At 53.2% G+C, this 21,383-nt stretch carries 18 protein-coding genes; 10 read left to right on the top strand and 8 right to left on the bottom strand.

Annotated features, from left to right (window positions below; genetic code table 11):
* Nucleotides 1–5 precede the first annotated feature (5 nt).
* The 10 genes from mdtN (at nucleotide 6) to yjcO (ending at nucleotide 13,141) form a co-directional block, all read left to right on the top strand.
* A complete protein-coding gene (mdtN, locus tag ESM_RS0108720) occupies nucleotides 6–1,037 on the top strand; it encodes a multidrug efflux transporter periplasmic adaptor subunit MdtN (protein WP_000446339.1) in 1,032 nt (343 codons plus the stop codon).
* Entirely contained in the window at nucleotides 1,037–3,088 is a 2,052-nt protein-coding gene (gene mdtO / locus ESM_RS0108715) for a multidrug efflux transporter permease subunit MdtO (RefSeq protein ID WP_001275127.1), read from the top strand. The genes mdtN and mdtO overlap by 1 nt, the downstream gene beginning before the upstream one ends.
* The gene (gene mdtP, locus ESM_RS0108710) at nucleotides 3,085–4,551 is read left to right on the top strand and encodes a multidrug efflux transporter outer membrane subunit MdtP (RefSeq protein ID WP_000610541.1); all 1,467 of its coding nucleotides are present in this window, start codon (nucleotides 3,085–3,087) and stop codon (nucleotides 4,549–4,551) included. The genes mdtO and mdtP overlap by 4 nt, the downstream gene beginning before the upstream one ends.
* A gap of 197 nt (nucleotides 4,552–4,748) precedes the next feature.
* Entirely contained in the window at nucleotides 4,749–6,896 is a 2,148-nt protein-coding gene (gene fdhF / locus ESM_RS0108700; RefSeq protein WP_077627668.1) for a formate dehydrogenase subunit alpha, read from the top strand.
* A 373-nt stretch (nucleotides 6,897–7,269) separates the two neighbouring features.
* The gene (locus tag ESM_RS0108695) at nucleotides 7,270–8,838 is read left to right on the top strand and encodes an ABC transporter substrate-binding protein (RefSeq protein ID WP_000592332.1); all 1,569 of its coding nucleotides are present in this window, start codon (nucleotides 7,270–7,272) and stop codon (nucleotides 8,836–8,838) included.
* Between the two features lie 100 nt (nucleotides 8,839–8,938).
* A complete protein-coding gene (locus ESM_RS0108690; protein WP_001271210.1) occupies nucleotides 8,939–9,988 on the top strand; it encodes an ABC transporter permease in 1,050 nt (349 codons plus the stop codon).
* Nucleotides 9,988–10,821 (top strand): ABC transporter permease, encoded by an 834-nt coding sequence (locus tag ESM_RS0108685; RefSeq protein WP_001131973.1) that lies wholly within the window; start codon nucleotides 9,988–9,990, stop codon nucleotides 10,819–10,821. Before ESM_RS0108690 ends, ESM_RS0108685 begins: the two co-directional genes overlap by 1 nt.
* Nucleotides 10,814–11,650 (top strand): ABC transporter ATP-binding protein, encoded by an 837-nt coding sequence (locus ESM_RS0108680; RefSeq protein ID WP_000131887.1) that lies wholly within the window; start codon nucleotides 10,814–10,816, stop codon nucleotides 11,648–11,650. The genes ESM_RS0108685 and ESM_RS0108680 overlap by 8 nt, the downstream gene beginning before the upstream one ends.
* On the top strand, nucleotides 11,637–12,341 hold the full coding sequence (locus tag ESM_RS0108675) for an ABC transporter ATP-binding protein (RefSeq protein WP_000156932.1): 705 nt from the start codon (nucleotides 11,637–11,639) through the stop codon (nucleotides 12,339–12,341). Before ESM_RS0108680 ends, ESM_RS0108675 begins: the two co-directional genes overlap by 14 nt.
* 110 nt (nucleotides 12,342–12,451) lie before the next feature.
* A complete protein-coding gene (yjcO, locus tag ESM_RS0108670; RefSeq protein ID WP_000720930.1) occupies nucleotides 12,452–13,141 on the top strand; it encodes a Sel1 family TPR-like repeat protein YjcO in 690 nt (229 codons plus the stop codon).
* A gap of 158 nt (nucleotides 13,142–13,299) precedes the next feature.
* On the opposite strand, the gene gltP is transcribed toward yjcO, so the two are convergent.
* The 8 genes from gltP to nrfA all read right to left on the bottom strand — a co-directional run bounded on the left by gltP (nucleotide 13,300) and on the right by nrfA (nucleotide 21,331).
* Nucleotides 13,300–14,613: a glutamate/aspartate:proton symporter GltP gene (gene gltP, locus ESM_RS0108665; RefSeq protein ID WP_000789606.1), complete on the bottom strand. Its 1,314-nt coding sequence runs from the start codon at nucleotides 14,611–14,613 to the stop codon at nucleotides 13,300–13,302.
* Between the two features lie 342 nt (nucleotides 14,614–14,955).
* Nucleotides 14,956–15,552: a heme lyase NrfEFG subunit NrfG gene (nrfG, locus tag ESM_RS0108660; RefSeq protein WP_000812997.1), complete on the bottom strand. Its 597-nt coding sequence runs from the start codon at nucleotides 15,550–15,552 to the stop codon at nucleotides 14,956–14,958.
* Nucleotides 15,549–15,932 (bottom strand): heme lyase NrfEFG subunit NrfF, encoded by a 384-nt coding sequence (nrfF, locus tag ESM_RS0108655; RefSeq protein ID WP_001037812.1) that lies wholly within the window; start codon nucleotides 15,930–15,932, stop codon nucleotides 15,549–15,551. The genes nrfG and nrfF overlap by 4 nt, the downstream gene beginning before the upstream one ends.
* Nucleotides 15,925–17,643, bottom strand: a complete 1,719-nt coding sequence (locus ESM_RS0108650; RefSeq protein WP_071985555.1) for a heme lyase CcmF/NrfE family subunit — start codon at nucleotides 17,641–17,643, stop codon at nucleotides 15,925–15,927. The genes nrfF and ESM_RS0108650 overlap by 8 nt, the downstream gene beginning before the upstream one ends.
* A gap of 19 nt (nucleotides 17,644–17,662) precedes the next feature.
* Nucleotides 17,663–18,619, bottom strand: a complete 957-nt coding sequence (nrfD, locus tag ESM_RS0108645; protein ID WP_000189603.1) for a cytochrome c nitrite reductase subunit NrfD — start codon at nucleotides 18,617–18,619, stop codon at nucleotides 17,663–17,665.
* Nucleotides 18,616–19,287, bottom strand: a complete 672-nt coding sequence (nrfC, locus tag ESM_RS0108640) for a cytochrome c nitrite reductase Fe-S protein (protein WP_000220276.1) — start codon at nucleotides 19,285–19,287, stop codon at nucleotides 18,616–18,618. Before nrfC ends, nrfD begins: the two co-directional genes overlap by 4 nt.
* Nucleotides 19,284–19,850, bottom strand: a complete 567-nt coding sequence (gene nrfB, locus ESM_RS0108635) for a cytochrome c nitrite reductase pentaheme subunit (RefSeq protein ID WP_010377524.1) — start codon at nucleotides 19,848–19,850, stop codon at nucleotides 19,284–19,286. Before nrfB ends, nrfC begins: the two co-directional genes overlap by 4 nt.
* A 44-nt stretch (nucleotides 19,851–19,894) precedes the next feature.
* Nucleotides 19,895–21,331 carry an ammonia-forming nitrite reductase cytochrome c552 subunit gene (nrfA, locus tag ESM_RS0108630; protein WP_000196871.1) on the bottom strand — a complete coding sequence of 479 codons (1,437 nt, stop codon included), beginning with the start codon at nucleotides 21,329–21,331 and terminating at the stop codon, nucleotides 19,895–19,897.
* Between the last annotated feature and the right edge of the window lie 52 nt (nucleotides 21,332–21,383).

Here is a 21,383-nt window from a genome sequence, read left to right as displayed (position 1 = left end):
CGCTCATGGAAAGTACGCCGAAAAAAGCTCCTCGCAGTAAATTCCCTGCCCTGCTGGTGGTTGCGCTGGCACTGGTTGCCGCTGTTTTTGTTATCTGGCGCGTCGACAGTGCGCCATCAACTAACGACGCTTACGCGTCAGCCGATACCATTGATGTAGTACCGGAAGTCAGCGGTCGCATTGTAGAACTGGCAGTCACCGACAACCAGGCAGTTAAACAAGGTGATTTACTGTTTCGCATCGACCCGCGCCCGTACGAAGCTAATCTGGCGAAAGCCGAAGCTTCCCTCGCCGCGCTGGATAAGCAAATTATGCTCACTCAGCGTAGCGTTAATGCCCAACAGTTCGGTGCTGACTCGGTTAACGCCACGGTAGAAAAAGCTCGCGCCGCTGCCAAACAGGCCAACGATACATTACGCCGTACCGAGCCGCTACTGAAGGAAGGTTTTGTCTCTGCGGAAGATGTAGACCGCGCGAGAACCGCACAGCGTGCGGCAGAAGCCGATCTTAATGCTGTATTGTTGCAGGCACAGTCAGCCGCCAGCGCCGTTAGCGGCGTCGATGCACTGGTCGCGCAACGCGCGGCGGTCGAAGCGGATATTGCCCTGACCAAACTGCATCTGGAAATGGCCACCGTTCGCGCACCGTTCGATGGTCGGGTGATTTCCCTCAAAACCTCGGTTGGGCAATTTGCCTCCGCGATGCATCCTATTTTCACGCTAATCGACACCCGTCACTGGTACGTGATCGCCAACTTCCGCGAAACCGATCTGAAAAACATTCATGCCGGTACGCCTGCGACAATTCGCCTGATGAGCGACAGCGGCAAAACCTTCGAAGGTAAAGTAGATTCCATTGGCTACGGTGTGTTGCCGGATGACGGTGGTCTGGTGCTTGGCGGTCTGCCGAAAGTGTCTCGTTCTATTAACTGGGTCCGCGTTGCCCAGCGTTTTCCGGTCAAAATCATGGTCGATAAACCTGACCCGGAAATGTTCCGTATCGGCGCATCGGCAGTCGCTAATCTTGAGCCGCAATAATGAGCGCCCTCAACTCCTTGCCATTACCGGTGGTCAGGCTGCTGGCGTTCTTTCATGAAGAGCTAAGCGAGCAACGGCCAGGTCGCGTGCCGCAGACCGTGCAGCTCTGGGTAGGCTGCCTGCTGGTAGTGCTAATCTCGATGACCTTCGAGATCCCCTTCGTGGCGTTATCACTGGCAGTGCTGTTTTACGGTATTCAGTCGAACGCGTTTTACACCAAATTTGTGGCGTTCCTGTTTGTGGTCGCCACAGTGCTGGAGATCGGCAGCCTGTTTTTGATCTACAAATGGTCTTACAGCGAACCGTTGATCAGACTGATCATCGCCGGGCCGATCCTGATGGGCTGTATGTTTTTGATGCGCACCCATCGGCTGGGGCTGGTCTTTTTTGCCGTCGCTATCGTCGCCATTTACGGGCAAACCTTCCCCGCCATGCTCGATTATCCGGAAGTCGTCGTGCGCTTAACGCTGTGGTGTATTGTTGTCGGCCTCTACCCGACGTTATTGATGACGTTAATCGGCGTGTTGTGGTTTCCCAGCCGCGCCATCACGCAAATGCATCAGGCGCTTAATGACCGACTTGATGAAGCGGTAAGCCACATGACAGAAAGCCTCACGCCACTACCTGAAACGCGGATTGAAAGAGAGGCGCTGGCGCTGCAAAAACTCAGTGTCTTTTGCCTCGCGGATGACGCCGACTGGCGAACCCATAGCGCATGGTGGCAAAGCTGCGTGGCAACGGTAACCTACATTTACTCGACGCTGAATCTCTACGATCCCACCGCGTTTGCTGACTCGCTAGCAATCATTGAGTTCCGGCAAAAACTAGCCCTGGAAATCAACAAACTGCAACATGCTATTGCACAAGGTCAATGCTGGAAAAGCAACTGGCGGCTAAGTGAAGAGGAAGCAATGGCGGCGCGGGAATGTAACCTGGAGAATATCTGCCAGACGCTGTTACAGCTTGGTCAGATGGACCCGCATACGCCGCCGACACCCGCCGCCAAACCACCTTCATTTGTACCCGATGCCTTTACCAATCCGGACTATATGCGCTATGCAGTGAAAACGCTGCTGGCCTGTTTAATCTGTTACACCTTCTATAGCGGCGTGGACTGGGAAGGCATTCACACCTGTATGTTGACCTGCGTGATCGTCGCTAACCCAAATGTTGGTTCATCGTACCAGAAGATGGCGTTGCGTTTTGGCGGGGCTTTTTGTGGGGCAATTCTGGCGCTGCTAATGACCATTTTAGTCATCCCCTGGCTGGACAATATTGTCGAATTGCTGTTTGTGCTGGCACCGATTTTCCTGTTGGGGGCGTGGGTTGCCACCAGCTCTGAACGTTCTTCTTATATCGGAACGCAGATGGTGGTGACCTTCGCGCTCGCCACACTCGAAAACGTTTTTGGTCCGGTGTATGACCTGGTGGAAATACGCGATCGCGCCATCGGTATTCTTATCGGCACTGCGGTATCGGCAGTGATTTACACCTTTGTCTGGCCTGAAAGCGAAGCGCGCACACTACCGCAAAAACTGGCTGGCGCGCTGGGTATGTTAAGCAAACTGATGCGTATTCCTCGCCAGCAGGAAGCTACAACGCTGCGTACCTATATACAAATTCGTATTGGTCTGCATGCAGCGATTAATGCCTGTGAAGAGATGTGTCAACGTGTGGCGCTGGAGCGTCAACTAGATAGCTCAGAGCGTGCTTTGTTGGTTGAACGTTCGCAAACAGTGATTCGCCAGAGCCGTGACCTTCTTCACGCCTGGGACGCTACCTGGAACTCGGCGCAGGCACTGGATCACGCGCTCCAGCCGGACAGGGCAAGCCAGTTTGCTGAGGAGCTGGAGAAATACTCCACGGGTCTGGCAACCACAATCAGCCATTCGCCAGTGATAGCGCTTGAAGAGACACCTGCCTCGCAGGCCATCCTGCCCACCTTATTAAAACAGGAGCAACACGTCTGTCAGCTCATCGCCCACTTGCCAGACTGGACTGCCCCGGCATTAACGCCCGCCACGGAACAGGCACAAGGAGCCACTCAATGATCAATCGTCAACTTTCACGCTTGTTGTTGTGCAGCATTCTCGGCAGCGCGACGCTGATTTCCGGTTGTGCGTTGGTGCGTAAGGATTCAGCCCCTCATCAACAACTTGAACCAGAGCAAATCAAACTTGCCGATGATATCCATCTGGCCAGTTCCGGTTGGCCACAAGCACAGTGGTGGAAACAGTTTCATGATCCACAACTGGATGCGCTGATCCAACGGACGTTAAGCGGTTCGCACACCCTCGCTGAAGCGAAATTGCGGGAGGAAAAAACGCAGTCGCAAGCTGATTTGTTAGATGCCGGTTCACAATTACAGGTTGCGGCGTTAGGGATGCTTAACCGCCAGCGCGTTTCGGCAAACGGCTTTTTAAGCCCTTATGCGATGGATGCGCCCGCACTGGGAATGGACGGGCCGTACTATACCGAAGCTACAGTAGGTTTGTTTGCTGGACTGGATCTCGATTTGTGGGGTGTGCATCGCTCAGCGCTTGCTGCCGCCATTGGCGCGCATAACGCGGCTCTGGCAGAAACCGCCGCGGTGGAGTTATCGCTGACCACTGGCGTGGCGCAGCTTTATTACAGTATGCAGGCCAGCTACCAGATGCTCGATCTGTTAGAACAAACCCGCAGTGTGATTGATTACGCGGTGAGAGCGCACCAGAGTAAAGTGACGCATGGTCTGGAAGCGCAAGTGCCTTTCCACGGCGCGCGGGCACAGATTCTGGCGGTCGATAAACAAATTGCTGCCGTCAAAGGGCAAATCACCGAAACGCGAGAATCCCTGCGCGCATTGATTGGCGCGGGAGCCAGCGATATGCCAGAGATCAAACCGGTGGCGTTACCGCAAGTACAGACTGGCATTCCGGCGACGCTCTCTTATGAGTTGCTCGCCAGACGTCCGGATCTGCAAGCCATGCGCTGGTATGTTCAGGCGTCATTAAATCAGGTGGATTCCGCACGGGCGCTGTTCTACCCGAGCTTTGATATCAAAGCGTTTTTCGGACTGGATTCCATTCACCTGGACACCTTGTTCAAAAAAACCAGCCGCCAGTTCAACTTCATACCAGGTCTGAAATTGCCGCTGTTTGACGGTGGACGCCTGAATGCCAATCTCGAAGGCACGCGCGCCGCCAGCAACATAATGATTGAACGTTACAACCAGTCAGTACTGAACGCGGTGCGCGACGTTGCAGTCAATGGCACGCGTTTGCAAACGCTGAATGAAGAACGGGAGATGCAGGCAGAACGCGTAGAAGCGACTCGCTTCACCCAGCGCGCCGCCGACGCCGCCTACAGACGTGGATTAACCAGCCGCTTACAGGCAACCGAAGCCCAGTTGCCGGTACTTGCCGAAGAAATGTCCTTACTCATGCTGGATAGTCGCCGCGTGATTCAAAGTATTCAGTTGATGAAATCGCTGGGCGGCGGGTATCAGACTGCCCCGATCGTTGAGAAGAAATAAAACAGACGTCGCGTGATGGCTGTCACGCGGCATATCGTTTCGTCACGTCAAAACTGACGACAGCCTGTTTTTCGTCAGAGTTTTGAACAAAAAGCGCCCGTAATATCAGGGAATGTCCCCAAATAAAAGGTGGCATAAAAGATGCATACTGTAGTCGAGAGCGCGTATGCGTGATTTGATTAACTGGAGCGAGACCGATGAAAAAAGTCGTCACGGTTTGCCCATATTGCGCATCAGGTTGCAAAATCAACCTGGTCGTCGATAACGGCAAAATCGTCCGGGCGGAGGCAGCGCAGGGGAAAACCAACCAGGGTACTCTGTGTCTGAAGGGTTATTATGGCTGGGATTTCATTAACGATACCCAGATCCTGACCCCGCGCCTGAAAACCCCCATGATCCGTCGCCAGCGTGGCGGCAAACTCGAACCTGTTTCCTGGGATGAGGCACTGAATTACGTTGCCGAGCGCCTGAGCGCCATCAAAGAGAAGTACGGTCCGGATGCCATCCAGACGACCGGCTCCTCGCGCGGTACGGGTAACGAAACCAACTATGTAATGCAAAAATTTGCGCGCGCCGTTATTGGTACTAATAACGTTGACTGCTGCGCTCGCGTCTGACACGGCCCATCGGTTGCAGGTCTGCACCAATCGGTCGGTAACGGCGCAATGAGCAATGCCATTAACGAAATTGATAATACCGATTTAGTGTTCGTCTTTGGGTATAACCCAGCGGATTCCCACCCGATCGTAGCGAATCACGTGATTAACGCTAAACGTAACGGGGCGAAAATTATCGTCTGCGATCCGCGCAAAATTGAAACTGCGCGCATTGCTGACATGCACATCGCACTGAAAAACGGCTCGAACATCGCGCTGTTAAATGCGATGGGTCATGTCATTATTGAAGAAAATCTGTACGACAAAGCGTTCGTCGCTTCCCGTACGGAAGGCTTTGAAGAGTATCGTAAAATCGTTGAAGGCTACACGCCGGAATCGGTTGAAGATATCACCGGCGTCAGTGCCAGTGAGATTCGTCAGGCGGCGCGGATGTATGCCCAGGCGGAAAGCGCATCCATTCTGTGGGGCATGGGTGTTACCCAGTTCTATCAGGGCGTGGAAACCGTGCGTTCTCTGACCAGCCTCGCAATGCTGACTGGTAACCTCGGTAAGCCGCATGCGGGCGTTAACCCGGTTCGTGGTCAGAACAACGTGCAGGGTGCCTGCGATATGGGCGCACTGCCAGATACGTATCCTGGCTATCAGTACGTGAAAGATCCGGCTAACCGCGAGAAATTCGCCAAAGCCTGGGGTGTAGAAAGTCTGCCAGCCCATACCGGTTACCGCATCAGCGAGTTACCGCACCGCGCAGCGCATGGCGAAGTCCGTGCGGCGTACATTATGGGCGAAGATCCGCTGCAAACTGACGCGGAACTGTCGGCAGTACGTAAAGCCTTTGAAGATCTGGAACTGGTCATCGTCCAGGACATCTTTATGACCAAAACTGCGTCAGCGGCGGATGTCATTTTACCGTCAACCTCGTGGGGCGAACATGAAGGTGTCTATACTGCGGCTGACCGTGGTTTCCAGCGTTTCTTCAAGGCGGTTGAACCGAAGTGGGATCTGAAAACGGACTGGCAAATCATCAGTGAAATTGCCACCCGTATGGGTTATCCGATGCACTACAACAATACCCAGGAGATCTGGGATGAGTTGCGTCATCTGTGCCCGGATTTCTACGGTGCGACTTACGAGAAAATGGGCGAACTGGGCTTCATTCAGTGGCCTTGCCGCGATACTTCAGATGCAGATCAGGGGACTTCTTATCTGTTTAAAGAGAAGTTTGATACCCCGAACGGTCTGGCGCAGTTCTTCACCTGCGACTGGGTAGCGCCAATCGACAAACTCACCGACGAGTACCCGATGGTGCTGTCAACGGTGCGTGAAGTTGGTCACTACTCCTGTCGTTCGATGACCGGTAACTGTGCGGCACTGGCAGCTCTGGCTGATGAACCTGGCTACGCACAAATCAATACCGAAGACGCAAAACGTCTGGGTATTGAAGATGAGGCACTAGTTTGGGTGCACTCGCGTAAAGGCAAAATTATCACCCGCGCGCAGGTCAGCGATCGTCCGAACAAAGGGGCGATTTACATGACCTACCAGTGGTGGATTGGTGCCTGTAACGAGCTGGTTACCGAAAACTTAAGCCCGATTACCAAAACGCCGGAGTACAAATACTGCGCCGTGCGCGTCGAGCCGATTTCCGATCAGCGCGCCGCCGAGCAGTACGTGATTGACGAGTACAACAAGTTGAAAACTCGCCTGCGCGAAGCGGCGCTGGCGTAATACCGCTTTAACTCACGTTAAAGGCGACGGTATTACCCAACGCCTTTGTATCAATCCGGGAACGCTCATCCGTTTCCGGATTTTTTATACATACCCGCGCAGTCAGACCAGTCCATCCTGGTTATCAGCGACATCCTCTCCGTTGTTATTCTCATCCAATCACAAATGCAAATGAGAATTATCTTTACTCAATTCTCATCGCGGCCTAACGTAATAATACTTTACATTTGATGATTAAAATTTCGGCAAGGTGAGAAATCATCGACCGTCTAACATGCTCTATTAACGGGATATTTTGGCGCAATTTATGCAGTAATGCCCCGTCAGATAGCGTATTGATAACCTCAAAGTAACTTCAGGGATTGGGAAGCATATGATTAAAAAACTATTATCTTTACTGGTATTAAGCGCAATTTCCGCCACCGCCTTTGCCGCGACACCGCCGAATACGTTGGTTGTTGCCCAGGGACTGGATGATATTGTGAGTCTGGATCCGGCAGAAGCTAATGAACTCTCCAGTATTCAGACTGTACCAAGCCTGTATCAACGCGTTGTGCAGCCGGATCGTAACGATCCCGCGAAAATCACTCCGATTCTGGCCGAAAGCTGGCAGGCTGATCCTGTAGCAAAAACGCTGACCATAAAACTCAAAAGCGATGCGAAATTTGCCTCCGGTAATCCGGTGCGCCCGGAAGATGTGATTTACTCTTATGTCCGTGCCGTCACGCTGAATAAGTCCGGTGCGTTTATTCTCAATGTACTGGGCTGGCAACCGGAAAATATCGCCAGCCAGTTGAAGAAAATCGACGACCATACTGTCCAGGTACAGTGGAGTGCTGACGTCAGTCCGGCGCTGGCGCTGAATATTCTCTCTACGCCAATTGCCTCGATTGTTGACGAGAAGTTGGTTGCGCCAAACGCCAAAAATAACGACTTTGGTAATGAATGGCTGAAGATGCATTCCGCTGGCAGCGGCGCGTTTAAAATGCGTACCTACCAACCGCATCAGGCCATCGTGATGGAAGCCAACGCCAGTTCACCGACCGGCGCACCGAAGCTGAAAAGCGTCATCATCAAAAATGTTCCCGATCCTGCAACGCGTCGCCTGCTGATCCAACAAGGCGATGCTGATATGGCTCGCGATCTGGGGGCAGACCAAATTGATGCATTACAGGGTAAACCTGGCGTCAAAGTGATGAGTATTGCCTCCGCTGAGCAGAACTATCTGGCCTTTAATACCGGCAACAAGGATAACCCGCTGATGAGTAATCCTGCGTTCTGGGAAGCTGCTCGCTGGTTGGTCGATTACGACGGCATCACCCAAAATCTGCTGAAAGGACAATACTTTACCCATCAAAGTTTCCTGCCAGTAGGTTTCCCCGGAGCACTGGAAGAGACACCGTTCACCTTTAATCCTGCCAAAGCAAAAGAGATCCTCGCTAAAGCTGGAATCAAAGACCCGCACTTCACGCTTGATGTCGAAAATAAACCGCCATTTATTACCATCGCGCAGTCAATTCAGGCCAGCTTTGCTCAGGGTGGTGTAAAAGTGGATTTGCTGCCAGCCGCGGGGAGCCAGGTTTACTCACGGGTTCGCGCCCATCAGCATCAGGGGGCCATTCGTATGTGGTTGCCTGATTATTTTGACGCACATTCCAACGCCAGCTCTTTCGCCTATAACGATGGCAAATCCAGCACCGTTGCCGGGTTAAATAGCTGGAAAATCCCGGAACTGAACAAAGAAACGCTGGCGGCAGTCGCTGAACCCGATAATGCTAAACGTCTTGATTTATATAAAAAAATGCAACAAGAACTGCAACGTAGTTCCCCGTATGTCTTTATTGATCAAGGCAAAACGCAAATTGTCATGCGTGATAATGTGCAGGGTTATCAACAAGGATTGAATGCCGATATGGTCTGGTTTGATCAGGTAACCAAATAATCCTGTACGCCACTCGCGCCCGACAACGTTATCGGGCGCGGTTACCAGGGCTGGCCCGCACTGTAGACCAGTCGCTGATTTTTCACTGTATGGAAAGATCATGTCTGCCGCTTTTTCCACTCACGCGAGATGGCGAGGCAAACGCCCTCTGCTCGCGCTCTTGCAGGGACTGTTTACCGTCTCTCTGACGTTGCTCGGCCTGCTGCTGATTACCTTTGCGCTTTCGGCCCTCTCACCGGTCGATCGGGTACTGCAAATCGTTGGCGATCACGCCAGCCAGTCCACCTATGATCAGGTGCGCCACCAGTTAGGGTTAGATCAACCGTTAGCCGTCCAGTTCTGGCATTACCTGGTGAATCTGGCTCACGGCGATCTCGGCATTGCCAGCGCTACCGGGCAACCGGTTCTCCAGGACTTGCTATCGGCGTTTCCGGCGACCCTGGAACTGGCGACGTTGGCGCTTATTGTCGGCTCCGTTGTCGGCGTTATTGCGGGTGTACTTTGCGCCCGTTATGTCGGTTCACCGCTGGATTTCGCCGTGCGGACACTGACTCTGCTGGGAAATTCCGTCCCCATTTTTTGGCTTGGTCTGCTGATGCTGGCACTGTTTTACGCCAGACTGCAATGGAGTGCCGGACCGGGCCGGCTGGATGATATTTATCAATTCACCATTGAACCCCGCAGCGGATTTGCGCTGATTGATACGTGGCTTTCTGGCGATCGCGAGGCGTTTACCAATGCCATCAACCATTTGATACTGCCGGTTTTATTACTGGCGTACTTCTCTCTCGCCAGTATTACGCGCCTGACACGTTCCGCTTGTCTTGGCGAAATGAATAAAGAATATATTCTGCTGGCGCGCGCCAAAGGGGCCAGCGAGATGACAATTTTGCTACGTCATGTTTTGCCCAACATTCGCGGCACCTTGCTCACCGTTATCGCTCTCGCCTATACATCGATGCTGGAAGGCGCGGTACTGACAGAAACTGTCTTTTCATGGCCGGGCATTGGGCGCTATCTCACCACGGCGCTGTTCGCGGGCGACACTACAGCAATCATGGGGGGAACATTGCTGATTGGCGTCTGCTTTGTGTTGATAAATAACCTCACCGACCTGCTGGTCCGGCTGACCGATCCGAGGTTGCGCTGATGCCGATGTTTCTCTTTTTACGCCGTTTGCGTCATTCACCCGCCGCGTTCTGCGGTTTGATAATTATCCTGTTATTGATGCTAATTGCGCTCTTCGCGCCGTGGCTGGCTCCTCACGATCCTAACTGGCAGGATGCGGCTGCACGGTTACAAGCGCCGGGTAGCCAGCACTGGCTCGGAACAGATAGTTACGGGCGAGATCTGCTTTCACGTTTAATCTACGGCAGCCGACCAGCGCTGGGTCTGGTGGCACTGGTGACCATCATTACACTCCCGGTCGGCCTGCTGATTGGCATTTTATCCGGATACTATGGCGGCTGGCTGGAACGCGTGCTGATGCGTTTTACTGACGTGGTGATGTCAATGCCGCGTTTGATTCTGGCCTTTGCTTTCGTTGCCATGCTGGGGCCGGGGCTGGTTAACGGCGCGCTGGCGCTGGCGTTAACCACCTGGCCCGCTTATGCGCGTCAGGCGCGCAGTGAGATCCAACGTCTACGACACAGTGATTATCTTGCTGCTGCAGAGATGATGGGCATCCGCGGCTGGCGTCTGCTTATTGGTCATATTTTGCCATTGTGCCTGCCATCGGCCATTGTCCGCCTGGCGCTGGATTTAGCAGGCATCATTCTGGCGGCTGCTGGCCTGGGTTTTCTTGGTCTTGGTGCTCGTCCGCCAATGGCGGAATGGGGAGCCATGATCGCTGATGGTATGCAGGTCATTTTCGATCAATGGTGGATTGCCGCCGCGCCCGGCGCAATTATCTTAATTGCCAGCCTGGCCTTTAATCTACTGGGCGATGGCTTGCGCGATGTTCTGGAGCCACAACATGACTGATCCGCGCCTTAGTATCAACAATCTCTGTGTCGACTATCCGGGTTCCCGGGTCGTTAACAATATCAGTTTTACATTAGGCAATGAGCGTCTGGCGCTGGTCGGTGAGTCAGGTTCGGGTAAGTCCATGACCGCCCGCGCCCTGATGGGGCTGGTACGCAAACCCGGAGTGGTAACCGCAGACACACTTAACATCCTGGGTCGTGATGCGCTCACCCTTAACGCGCGTGGATGGCAACAACTGCGCGGTAACGATATCGCAATGGTATTGCAAGATCCGCGTTATGCACTTAATCCTGTGAAAACTGTGAAAGCGCAACTGGAAGAGGCACTTACGCTTCACCAACGCCTGAGTCGCCGCGAAAAAGAAGAGAAAATAAATACCGCAATTCAGGCTGTCGGCCTTAATACGCGAGTGTTGCAAAGCTATCCACGAGAACTTTCTGGCGGGATGGGGCAGCGAGTGATGATTGCAATTGCGCTCATCAACAATCCCCGGGTATTGATTGCCGATGAGCCAACATCGGCACTGGATGTTCGCCTGCGCAATCAGATTCTGGAACTGCTGGTGACCCTGTGTGAACAACGACAGATGGCGATGCTGCTGATCAGTCACGACCTGCCATTAGTTGCCCAATTTTGCCACCGGGTGCTGGTGATGTATCAGGGAAGTAAGGTGGATGAAATGCGCGCCGATGCGCTACCCACAGCAACACACCCTTACACGCGCACACTGTGGACTTGCCGCCCGAGTGCGCAAACTTACGGACAGATGCTGCCGACGCTGGACAGGACGGAGATGACGCCGGAGAAATACCATGACGATTGTTGAAATTAATCACTTGCAGGTTACTTTTGCTGAGAAAACCGCAGTTTCAGCCGCCAGTTTTTCGGTTAATGCCGGAGAAACATTTAGCTTAATTGGCGAATCAGGCTGTGGAAAATCCACAATTTTGCGCGTAATTGCCGGATTACAGCGCGACTGGCGCGGCCAGGTATCGCTGTTTGGGCACACCATCAAACCAGGCATGCGTTTTCAGGGCGATCTCCGCCGCAATGTGCAAATGGTGTTTCAGGATCCCTATGCCTCATTGCATCCCAATCATACGTTGTGGCGAACGCTGGCTGAACCGCTCAAAATCCGTGGTGAACGTGAAATAGAAAAACACGTCCATACCGCACTGGAACAAGTTGGTTTACCTGCCGACGCCGCTCGCCGCTACCCGCATCAACTTTCCGGTGGTCAGCGACAACGTATGGTTATTGCTCGCGCCCTATTATTACGGCCACAACTTCTTCTGCTGGATGAACCCACCTCAGCACTGGATATGTCGGTACAAGCGGAAATTCTTAATTTGTTGAATCAACTGAAGCGGAAGCACCAAATGACCTATCTGCTGGTCAGCCACGATGCAGATGTCATCGCGCACATGTCTGACCGGGCGGCAATGATGGATGGGGGGAAAATTCAGCGATTTTTCGATCGCAACGCTCTGGAAAAAGGTGAGCATCGGATGGATTAAAAATCCTTACATCGCATTAAATCATTCTGCCTGCAGGTCTTTTTACAGTTGTTTTTTTGTCCATCCGAACACTTTATACTGTCTATACCCTACCAAACCTCATTATCAAAATGAAAAAAATTATCACTTTGATGTTATTTTTGACATTTTTTGCCCACGCGGACGACTCCGAGCCAGGCAGCCAGTATGTAAAGGCAGCAGAGGCCGGAGATAAACGCGCACAATATTTTCTTGCCGATAGCTGGTTTAGCTCCGGCGACTTGAGCAAAGCCGAATATTGGGCACAGAAAGCCGCTGACAGCGGTGATGCCGATGCCTGCGCGCTGTTAGCGCAGATCAAAATCACTAATCCGGTCAGTCTGGACTATCCACAAGCAAAAGTGCTTGCCGAAAAAGCGGCGCAAGCGGGCAGTAAAGAAGGTGAAGTGACGCTGGCACATATTCTGGTTAATACCCAGGCAGGTAAACCGGATTATCCGAAAGCGATTTCACTGTTAGAAAACGCCTCGGAAGATTTGGAGAACGACTCCGCCGTTGATGCCCAAATGCTGCTTGGCTTAATTTACGCCAACGGCGTGGGCATCAAGGCCGACGATGACAAAGCAACCTGGTATTTCAAGCGTAGCTCTACCATTTCCCGTACCGGGTATTCCGAGTACTGGGCGGGAATGATGTTCTTAAACGGTGAAGAAGGTTTTATCGAGAAGAACAAACAAAAGGCGCTGCACTGGTTGAACCTGAGCTGTATGGAAGGGTTTGATACCGGATGTGAAGAATTTGAAAAGTTAACTAATGGCTAAAATTGGGGTGTCGGATGCGGCGTAAACGCCTTATCCGACCTACAAAAATTACGCTAAATCAGGCTATTGTGCAGTCTGGCGTAGGCCTGATACGCGGTAAGCGTCGCATCAGGCATCCACACATTGCCGGGTGGATATAACTTCCCGGCAATCTTCAATTACTGATCCGCCGTCTTATCAAATTTGCCCAGCACTTCACGCTCGTAGGCCATCGCCTTTTTGCGGTCAAATTTGTGTTCCCACTTGGCAATTACCAGCACCGCCAGCGCATTACCCACCACGTTCAGCGCAGTACGCGCCATATCGAGGATACGGTCAACACCGGCAATAAACGCCAGGCCTTCCAGCGGGATCCCCACGCTACCCAGCGTTGCCAGCAGCACCACAAACGACACGCCCGGCACGCCAGCAATCCCTTTCGAGGTCACCATCAGCGTCAGTACCAGAATGATTTCCTGCCAGATGGACAAGTCAATGCCATACAACTGGGCGATGAAGATAGCGGCAATACTTTGATACAGCGTCGAACCATCGAGGTTAAAGGAGTAACCAGTTGGCACCACGAAACTGGTGATTGACGCTGGTGCGCCGTAGGCTTCCATCTTCTCGATAATCCGCGGCAGCACACTTTCAGAGCTGGCAGTGGAGTACGCCAGAATCAGCTCGTCTTTCAGAATACGAATCAGGATCCAGACGCTTAACCCGCACAGGCGCGCCACAATTCCCAACACCACCAGCGCAAAGAACAGAATGGCAAAATGCACCAGCAGCACCAGTTTCGCCAGCGGCCACAGAGAAGAAAAACCAAAGTTAGCTACTGTCACCGCAATCAACGCAAACACACCAATCGGCGCGTAACGCATCACCATGTGAGTCACTTTAAACATGGTTTCGGAGATGGAGCGGAACACGGTCACCAACGGTTCACGATGCGTCGCGGGTAGGGAGGAAAGTCCCAGACCAAACAGCACCGAGAAGAAGATGATCGGCAGCATTTCGCCTTTCGCCATCGACGCCACAATGTTCGTCGGCACCAGCGACAAAATAGTGCCCATTATGCCGTGGGAACTGCTTTGTACCGCTTCCGTGGTGCTCTGATATTTCGAAATATCGACAGTCGCCAACTGCGACATATCCACCCCGGAACCGGGCTGGAAGACGTTCGCCAGAGTGATCCCCAGAATGATAGCGACGGTGGTGATCACCTCGAAGTAGATAATGGTTTTCGCGCCAATTCGTCCGAGTTGTTTAGCATCACCAACACCTGCAATCCCAACAACCAGCGTAGAGATAACAATCGGCACAACAATCATTTTGATCAGGTGGATAAAAATATCACCCGCCGGAGAGAGCAAATTGACGACCAGCCATTCGCGGCTGTCGCTATGGTAGTGCAGGTAACTTCCCAGGAGAATGCCCAGCACCATAGCAAACAGAATCTGCCAGGCCAGGCTGAATTTTATATTTTTCATCAGAATAACTTCCTCAATGGAGCGCCGCTCTCCCGTTCAAAAACGTGAGAACGTGACATACTGCCAGGGCATGAATTGTGTTGCGTTGGTTTGTAGATTTTTTTAACGCTTATGATCAGTATCATTTGCGCGGTATGTTGCGCAACCCTTTAACAACAGAGCTTTTCGCTGCATTAATGCATAATAACGCGAGTTTATGGCAAGATTAATGCATAACCATTTGTTATGGAAAGATTTTTATTTGTTTAATTTGCAATAATACTAATTGGTGATTATTTTCTGAATGCGTTCATTCGGTTAATTTTTATGCAGCTCAATAACATAATCTTCAGCTCCGGATGATTAATCCGATCGCCGCTGCAGCAGTTTTGCCATATTAATCGACTCAACCAACTGTGTCCGGTTTACCCTGGGTGAGTTGAGATCCATCACTTTTTGCCATAGTTCGATGGATTGCGCGTAGTTCGCCTGCATAAACGCATCAGAAGCCAGCAGCATCAGGGCGGTGATTTCGTTTTCGTCCAGCGCCAGAGCTTTGTCGATCATCGCACGAGCCTGGGCGGTCATATGCTGGCTGGCTTGGTAATAAAGCACCGTCGCCAGCGCCGCGTACAGTTCAGCGTTCTCACCGCGCAGTCGCAGCGCCTGACGGTACGCCAGCAGCGAATTACTGTAATCGTTTTGCCACAGGTAATACTCGCCCAGCAGCGCCCACTGTTCGCTATTTTGCGGGTTGGCGCGAATTTTATCCTGCAATGCCTGAAGCTGTGTCTCCGGTGTTTGCTGGCTGGCAAACTGATGTAACGGATCGCGCTGGCGCAGATACTCCGCACGTGCCGCCTGCCATTTCGGACTTAACAGATAACCGCCGATACAGAGCAGCGCCATCACAACCGCCAGCGCCACCAGCGTTTTTACCGGCACTTGAGGCTGTTTCATCGTTTCCCCCTCACCCGCCAGAGGATCAGCGCCATCAGCAGTAACAACACCACTGGCAGCGCCCACAGGAGCAGCGTCTGGCTGGTCAGTGGTGGGTTATAGCGGACAAAATCACCGTAGCGTTCGGTCATCCAGCCGACAATCTCAGCTTTGCTTTTCCCCTCCGCCACCATCTTGTAAACCTGATGACGCATACTGACTGCCACCGGCGCGTTGGATTCCAGTAAGTTCTGATTCTGACACTGCGGGCAACGTAACTGACTGGCAATATTTAACGCCTGTTCCTGTTGTTGCAGATTGGCGAATTGCCAGGTGTCTACGACCTGGGCGTGTGCAAAACAGGCAAATATCAACAGTAACGTGAGAAGCAATTTATTCATCGCGATTTCTCCCCCGCCATCCGCTTAGCAATGCACCCGCAATCATCAACAACCCTCCCCCCCAGATCCAGCGCACGCCGCTTTGTACATACAAACGAAAAGCGTATCGATCTGGCCCGGTTTTCTCCCCCATCACTGCATACCAGTCATGGATGCCGTTCCAGCAAATAGACGGCTCCATCATTTGCTGACGGCGCGCTTCATAAAAACGCCGCTCCGGCGTCAGTTCACCAATACGTTGCTGATGGTCAAACAGCGCCACTACCGCTTTTTCGCTGGTGTAATTGCCTTTGGCTTGCAGATCGAGGCGTTCAAAACGGAAGGTGTAACCCGCCAGCGTCACCTGCTGACCCGGCTGTAAATTCAGGCTGATCTCCTGACGGCTAATGCTGGAAACCACGATCCCGGCGGCAAATAACAGTACGCCAGAATGTGCCAGCAGCGCCGGAAGCGGTGCACGTTTGCCAGAGACATACGTCGCCAGCACAATCACCACCAGCATCAACAAACCAAACGGTAATGTCGCGCGATTAAAATACGGCGCACCAACGGAGAGACGCCCCCAGCCCAGCAGGCCGTAAATCATCGGATACAGCGTTCCCACCAGTACGATCAGCAGCACCGCGCAAAACAGTAACAGCGTTGCGAGAATTAACATTTCCCGCGATAACCCCGAAAAACGCACCGCAGAGCCACCGTCCCGCGCCCGCCAGCTATACAGCGCCAAAGACGCAAGGCTAATCAGTGCAAACAGGCTGAACAGCGGCACGGCGCGAACGTTATCCAGCGCGAACGCATGAACCGAAACCAGAATGCCGGAACGAACAATCAACGTACCCAACAGCGACAGCATCAGCGTAACTATCGCCAGCAACAGCGACCAGTGGCGGAAAATTCCCTGTCGACGAGTCAGAGACAAACTGTGCAGCAGCGCAGTGGCAGAAAGCCAGGGTAATAAGGAGGCGTTTTCCACCGGGTCCCAGAACCACCAGCCGCCCCAACCCAGTTCGCAATAGGCCCACCAGGAACCGAGGATGATCCCCGCCGTTAATGCACACCACCCCGGCAGCGCCCATCGCCAGCAGACACGGGCGCTGGCTGCATCAAACTCGCCGCGCAGTAAACTCGCCAGCGCCACACTCGTCGCCACCATCAAACCGCCATAGCCGAGATAAAGCAGCGGCGGATGGAAGATAAGACCTGGATGCTGCAGCATCGGATTGAGATCGCGGCCTTCGATTGCTGGTGGGAATATGCGCACAAAGGGATCAGACCACAGCAACAAAAACAGCAGCAGCGCGGCGAGTATGAGAGATAAAACGGCTAACGTGAGCGGAAATAGCGACCCGGTTTGCTGCCGATAATGCCAGGCAAACAACGCGCTCCAGGCGGAAAGCAACAGCACCCAAAGCAGCAACGAACCTTCATGACCGCCCCACACCGCCGCCAGTTTGAGTTCCCACGACAGCAAACTGTAGCTATGTTGAGCGACATAAATAACCGAGAAATCGCTGGTGAGAAAACAATACGTCAGTACGCCAAAGGCAAGCAGCAGGAGCGCGAACTGTGCCAGAGTGCCGATGCTGGTGAGCCGCATCATAGCAGGCCAGCGCAGTCGCACACCCACGAAGGTCGTCAACGGGGTCAACACGTTGACCCCGAGACTTAACAACAACGCCAGAAAACCGACTTCAGGAAGGAATACGTCCAGAAACCACCTCTTTTCTGGCCTACGCCACCGTCAACTGCCCAGCGTAGAGAATGAAAAAGCGCAGCATCAACACACCGATCAGGCTGGCTCCACACGCCGCCAGCACGGCGGGAATGCCGGAACTGCGATTCACCCACGGTTTGAGCAGCATTGGCACAATCAGCCCCAGCCCGACAACGCCAAGCCAGAACCACCCTGTCCAGAAACCGCCGCCCAATGCTGCCACCAGCGCCCGCACTTTACCGTCATCGCCCAACGCCAGACCGACGAAAAACGCCACCAGCAGGAAGATTTCACCCCATACAACGGGTATTTCCATACGGTGAACAAAGTGCGCTTCCGTGGAATGCGGGTTATTGCGCTGGCGTATCGCCATGGCGATCAGCGCCACTGCCGCACCGGACGAGATGCCGGAGAACAGGAACAGCACCGGCAGAATCGGGTTATTGAGGAACGGATACGATTTCAGCGCCGACAGCAGAAAACCGGTATAAGCCCCCAGCAACACCGCCAGCACCAGCATCAGCGTTTCCAGTCCGCGATGAACAGGCGTCAGCAGGGTCAGAACCTTTTGCACGCTCCCCAACTTCGGCAACCAGCGTTGTTGCAGGGCAAGCAAATCTTGTTCAAAGATTTTCGCCAGCCACAGCACCAGCACCACCATGTAGAGCTGAAACAGCATCACCCCCATCGACATCACCGAGGTAAAACTGTAGTGGAACATCAGTTTCCAGAAGGTCCACGGCTTCGTCAGGTGGAAGACGAGGATCAACAAACCGAGGATCACCGCGCCAGGCCCGACAAACAGCGTGGTACGCAGCAACGTACTGTCTGCACCGCCCACCTGTGGATAGAAACGACGCAGCAACACAGCCAGCGTCACCAACCCCGCAGAAATTCCCACTAAAAACAGATAGATGGCAATCGGCCAGTCCCACACCAGCGATTCAAAATGAAATGCGGAAGCCTGAGTCATTGGCTTACCTCCCCGTATTTAAACGGCACGCGGTACAGCTTCGGCTTGGTTCCCAGCGCCAGCTTGTAGCGGTAAGTGGTTTTCTGGCGCAGCAGTTTTGAAATTTCACTGTTGGGATCATCCAGATTGCCAAATGTCAGCGCCTTCGTCGGGCAAGCCTCAACGCACGCGGGCAGCTTACCGGCCTGCAAATTGGTCTTACGGCAGAAGTCGCATTTGTCCGCGGTCTTCGTGACCGGATGGATAAAGCGCACGCGGTACGGACAGGCGGCGATGCAGTACTGACAACCGACGCAGAGATCCGGATTAACATCGACAATCCCGCTGGCGGCATCGCGAAAAGATGCACCGGTCGGGCAGACGTCAACGCACGGCGCATGGTCACAGTGCTGGCAAGACTTACGGAAGAAGCGATATTTCACATCAGGAAATTCGCCCTGCGGCTCGCTGCGAATAATCGTCAGGCGCGAAACACCTTCCGGCACCTTGTTCACTTCCCGACAAGCATCCATACAGGCGGTACAGCCGATGCATAACGACTCGTCATGCACCATGCCGTAACGCACGCCATTGATATTCAACGTTTTCGCCACCACGCGCCCTGCGGTGCCGCTGACGGCTGCCAGCACGCCGACGCCGGTGAGAAACTGGCGACGAGACCAGGTCATGGCTGCTCCTTAAGCAACGGAACAGACGCCGGGTTAAAGTTCGGATTGGTGCGCTGATCGCTGTGGCAATCGACGCAAATCTTAATCCGTCCTTTGTCACTTAACGTCTGCATCGTATCTTGCTGTGGATGCAGGGAATGACAACTGGCGCACGCCACTTTAGTGACATGAACATCGTGCGGCCAGAATGCTTTTTGCAACTGTTCCGGTAGATGACAGGACATACAGACACTGTTCTGCTCTCCAACGTTGTACATCGGCTCGTTAAAGCGCATCACATCTTTCACCCCTTCGCGATGTTGCGGCGACGGCTGGCCGTGACAGTTGGTGCAGGTAACCGGCAGTTTGTTATTCGGGTTGATAACGGAAGCATGTTTGCCATGCATACCTTCGGTGTCTGGCTTATGACAGTCCAGACAGGCGGCGTCCGGGTTACGCTGCTGGGTAACTTCGTAGCGATCATCAGATACCTGCGCTGCAGGGGTAGCGGTAATTCCGTTCAGGCTCCACAACAGACCCGACGCCAGCACCCCGGCAGTTAATAACGAACGTAATACGCTCATATTCACTCCATTGTGTTTTCCGCCCCTTGCGAGGCGGAACGGGGTTATTGGCTTAACAGACCGTTTTTACGTGCCTGCTCTTCCCACTGCGGGATCACCGTTTTGATAAAGTCCTGCTTCTCGGCCTTGATTTGTTCCATGTTCAGGCCAATTGCCTGCTGGGCTTTCTCTTTGGTCGAGATATCCGGGATCTGGATTTCATGGGTGATACCTTTGGTCGCCAGCAGGCGCGCCAGTTTGGTACGCGCATCAGCGGCTTTATCCATCGCCGTGCCGAGCATCCGCAGACCTTCTTCCGGTGCATGCATATGAATGCCGTGGGAAGCGATCGCCAGATCCCAACGCCACTGGGCATGACGGATGTCGTCCTGAATCGGCTTCATCTCGGCTTCCGTAGCGCCTGCATCCAGTGCCGCTTTCGCTTCGAAGTGAGCGTGAACCAGTTGATCCTCAACCTTGATTTTCAGGTCATTAATCGACTGTTTACGCTCCGCGACCACTTTTTGCAGCGTGGCTTTGTCCTGGGTATGACAGTTCGCACAAGTCTGGGCGAAGTTATCAAACGGATTGCCAATTTTATGGTCGGTGTAGAGTTTGCCTTCCGCGTTCTGCACTTTCGGCATGTGACAGTCGATGCAGGTCACGTTGTTTTTGCCATGAATGCCCGCAGTCCAGGTTTCATATTCCGGGTGTTGCGCTTTCAGCATCGGCGTTTTCGACAGGGAGTTGGTCCAGTCGGAGAAGGCAATTTTGTCGTAATACTGCTCCATATTTTCGACTTTCATGCCGTTATCCCACGGGAATTTAACGGCTTTATCTTTACCGTCAAAGTAATACTCCACGTGGCACTGACCGCAGACCATCGACTGCTGGTCAAAACGACCACCTTTCTCAAAAGGCTTACCAATGGCTTCCATCGCACGTGCCGCATACGGACGGGAAAGAGTTAACTCTGGTTTGCCTTTGGCGAACTCTGGCGAAGCGGTGTTATGGCAGTCAGCGCAGCCCAGGTTGTTGACGATTTCCGGGCCCCCGCGCGCCCATTTACCGTGGAAGTAACCATCTTCTCCGTCTTTCTGGATCAAACGCGCCACGTCCGGGCTTTTACAACTCCAGCAGGCCATTGGCATCGTGCCATCTTCGGCATTTTTCGGCGCACCGGTACGCAGGGTTTCGCGCACATCGGTAACGGCGTAGGCATGGCCGCGCGGTTTGTTGTAATCGCGCGAGAAAGGATACCCCGCCCACAGGATCACCAGTCGTGGATCTTCCGCCAGTGCGTCAACACGCTCTGACTGTTCCGAGGTGGCTTTCCAGGAGAGATATTGATCGGGATGCTGCGGGGCAAAGGTTTCATTCTTCGCTTCCACAGTTACAGGTTTCGCGGGAGCGGCCGTTTGTTCAGCGTGAACAGAAGTGAGAAAGAAAAAAGGAACCAACAAGCTGAAGAAACGGCGTGCGTTTATTTTTATCCTTGTCATAGGGGCTTCATCCAAATTTTGCCATTGAGGCAATGGCAGTTTTTATTGTTTT

Origin of the sequence: Escherichia sp. TW09308, assembly GCF_000208565.1 — a bacterium.
GTDB lineage: Bacteria > Pseudomonadota > Gammaproteobacteria > Enterobacterales > Enterobacteriaceae > Escherichia > Escherichia marmotae.
Note: the sequence above shows the minus strand (reverse complement) of the source record. Positions and strands in the feature narration are given on the sequence as shown.

Coding starts and splice junctions, on each gene's coding strand:
- nrfC (WP_000220276.1), bottom strand. CDS start 19,287: ATGACCTGGTCTCGTCGCCAGTTTCTCACCGGCGTCGGCGTGCTGGCA.
- nrfB (WP_010377524.1), bottom strand. CDS start 19,850: ATGAGCGTATTACGTTCGTTATTAACTGCCGGGGTGCTGGCGTCGGGT.
- ESM_RS0108690 (WP_001271210.1), top strand. CDS start 8,939: ATGTCTGCCGCTTTTTCCACTCACGCGAGATGGCGAGGCAAACGCCCT.
- gltP (WP_000789606.1), bottom strand. CDS start 14,613: ATGAAAAATATAAAATTCAGCCTGGCCTGGCAGATTCTGTTTGCTATG.
- ESM_RS0108685 (WP_001131973.1), top strand. CDS start 9,988: ATGCCGATGTTTCTCTTTTTACGCCGTTTGCGTCATTCACCCGCCGCG.
- yjcO (WP_000720930.1), top strand. CDS start 12,452: ATGAAAAAAATTATCACTTTGATGTTATTTTTGACATTTTTTGCCCAC.
- ESM_RS0108680 (WP_000131887.1), top strand. CDS start 10,814: ATGACTGATCCGCGCCTTAGTATCAACAATCTCTGTGTCGACTATCCG.
- nrfA (WP_000196871.1), bottom strand. CDS start 21,331: ATGACAAGGATAAAAATAAACGCACGCCGTTTCTTCAGCTTGTTGGTT.
- nrfG (WP_000812997.1), bottom strand. CDS start 15,552: ATGAAACAGCCTCAAGTGCCGGTAAAAACGCTGGTGGCGCTGGCGGTT.
- ESM_RS0108695 (WP_000592332.1), top strand. CDS start 7,270: ATGATTAAAAAACTATTATCTTTACTGGTATTAAGCGCAATTTCCGCC.
- mdtN (WP_000446339.1), top strand. CDS start 6: ATGGAAAGTACGCCGAAAAAAGCTCCTCGCAGTAAATTCCCTGCCCTG.
- mdtO (WP_001275127.1), top strand. CDS start 1,037: ATGAGCGCCCTCAACTCCTTGCCATTACCGGTGGTCAGGCTGCTGGCG.
- mdtP (WP_000610541.1), top strand. CDS start 3,085: ATGATCAATCGTCAACTTTCACGCTTGTTGTTGTGCAGCATTCTCGGC.
- nrfF (WP_001037812.1), bottom strand. CDS start 15,932: ATGAATAAATTGCTTCTCACGTTACTGTTGATATTTGCCTGTTTTGCA.
- nrfD (WP_000189603.1), bottom strand. CDS start 18,619: ATGACTCAGGCTTCCGCATTTCATTTTGAATCGCTGGTGTGGGACTGG.
- ESM_RS0108675 (WP_000156932.1), top strand. CDS start 11,637: ATGACGATTGTTGAAATTAATCACTTGCAGGTTACTTTTGCTGAGAAA.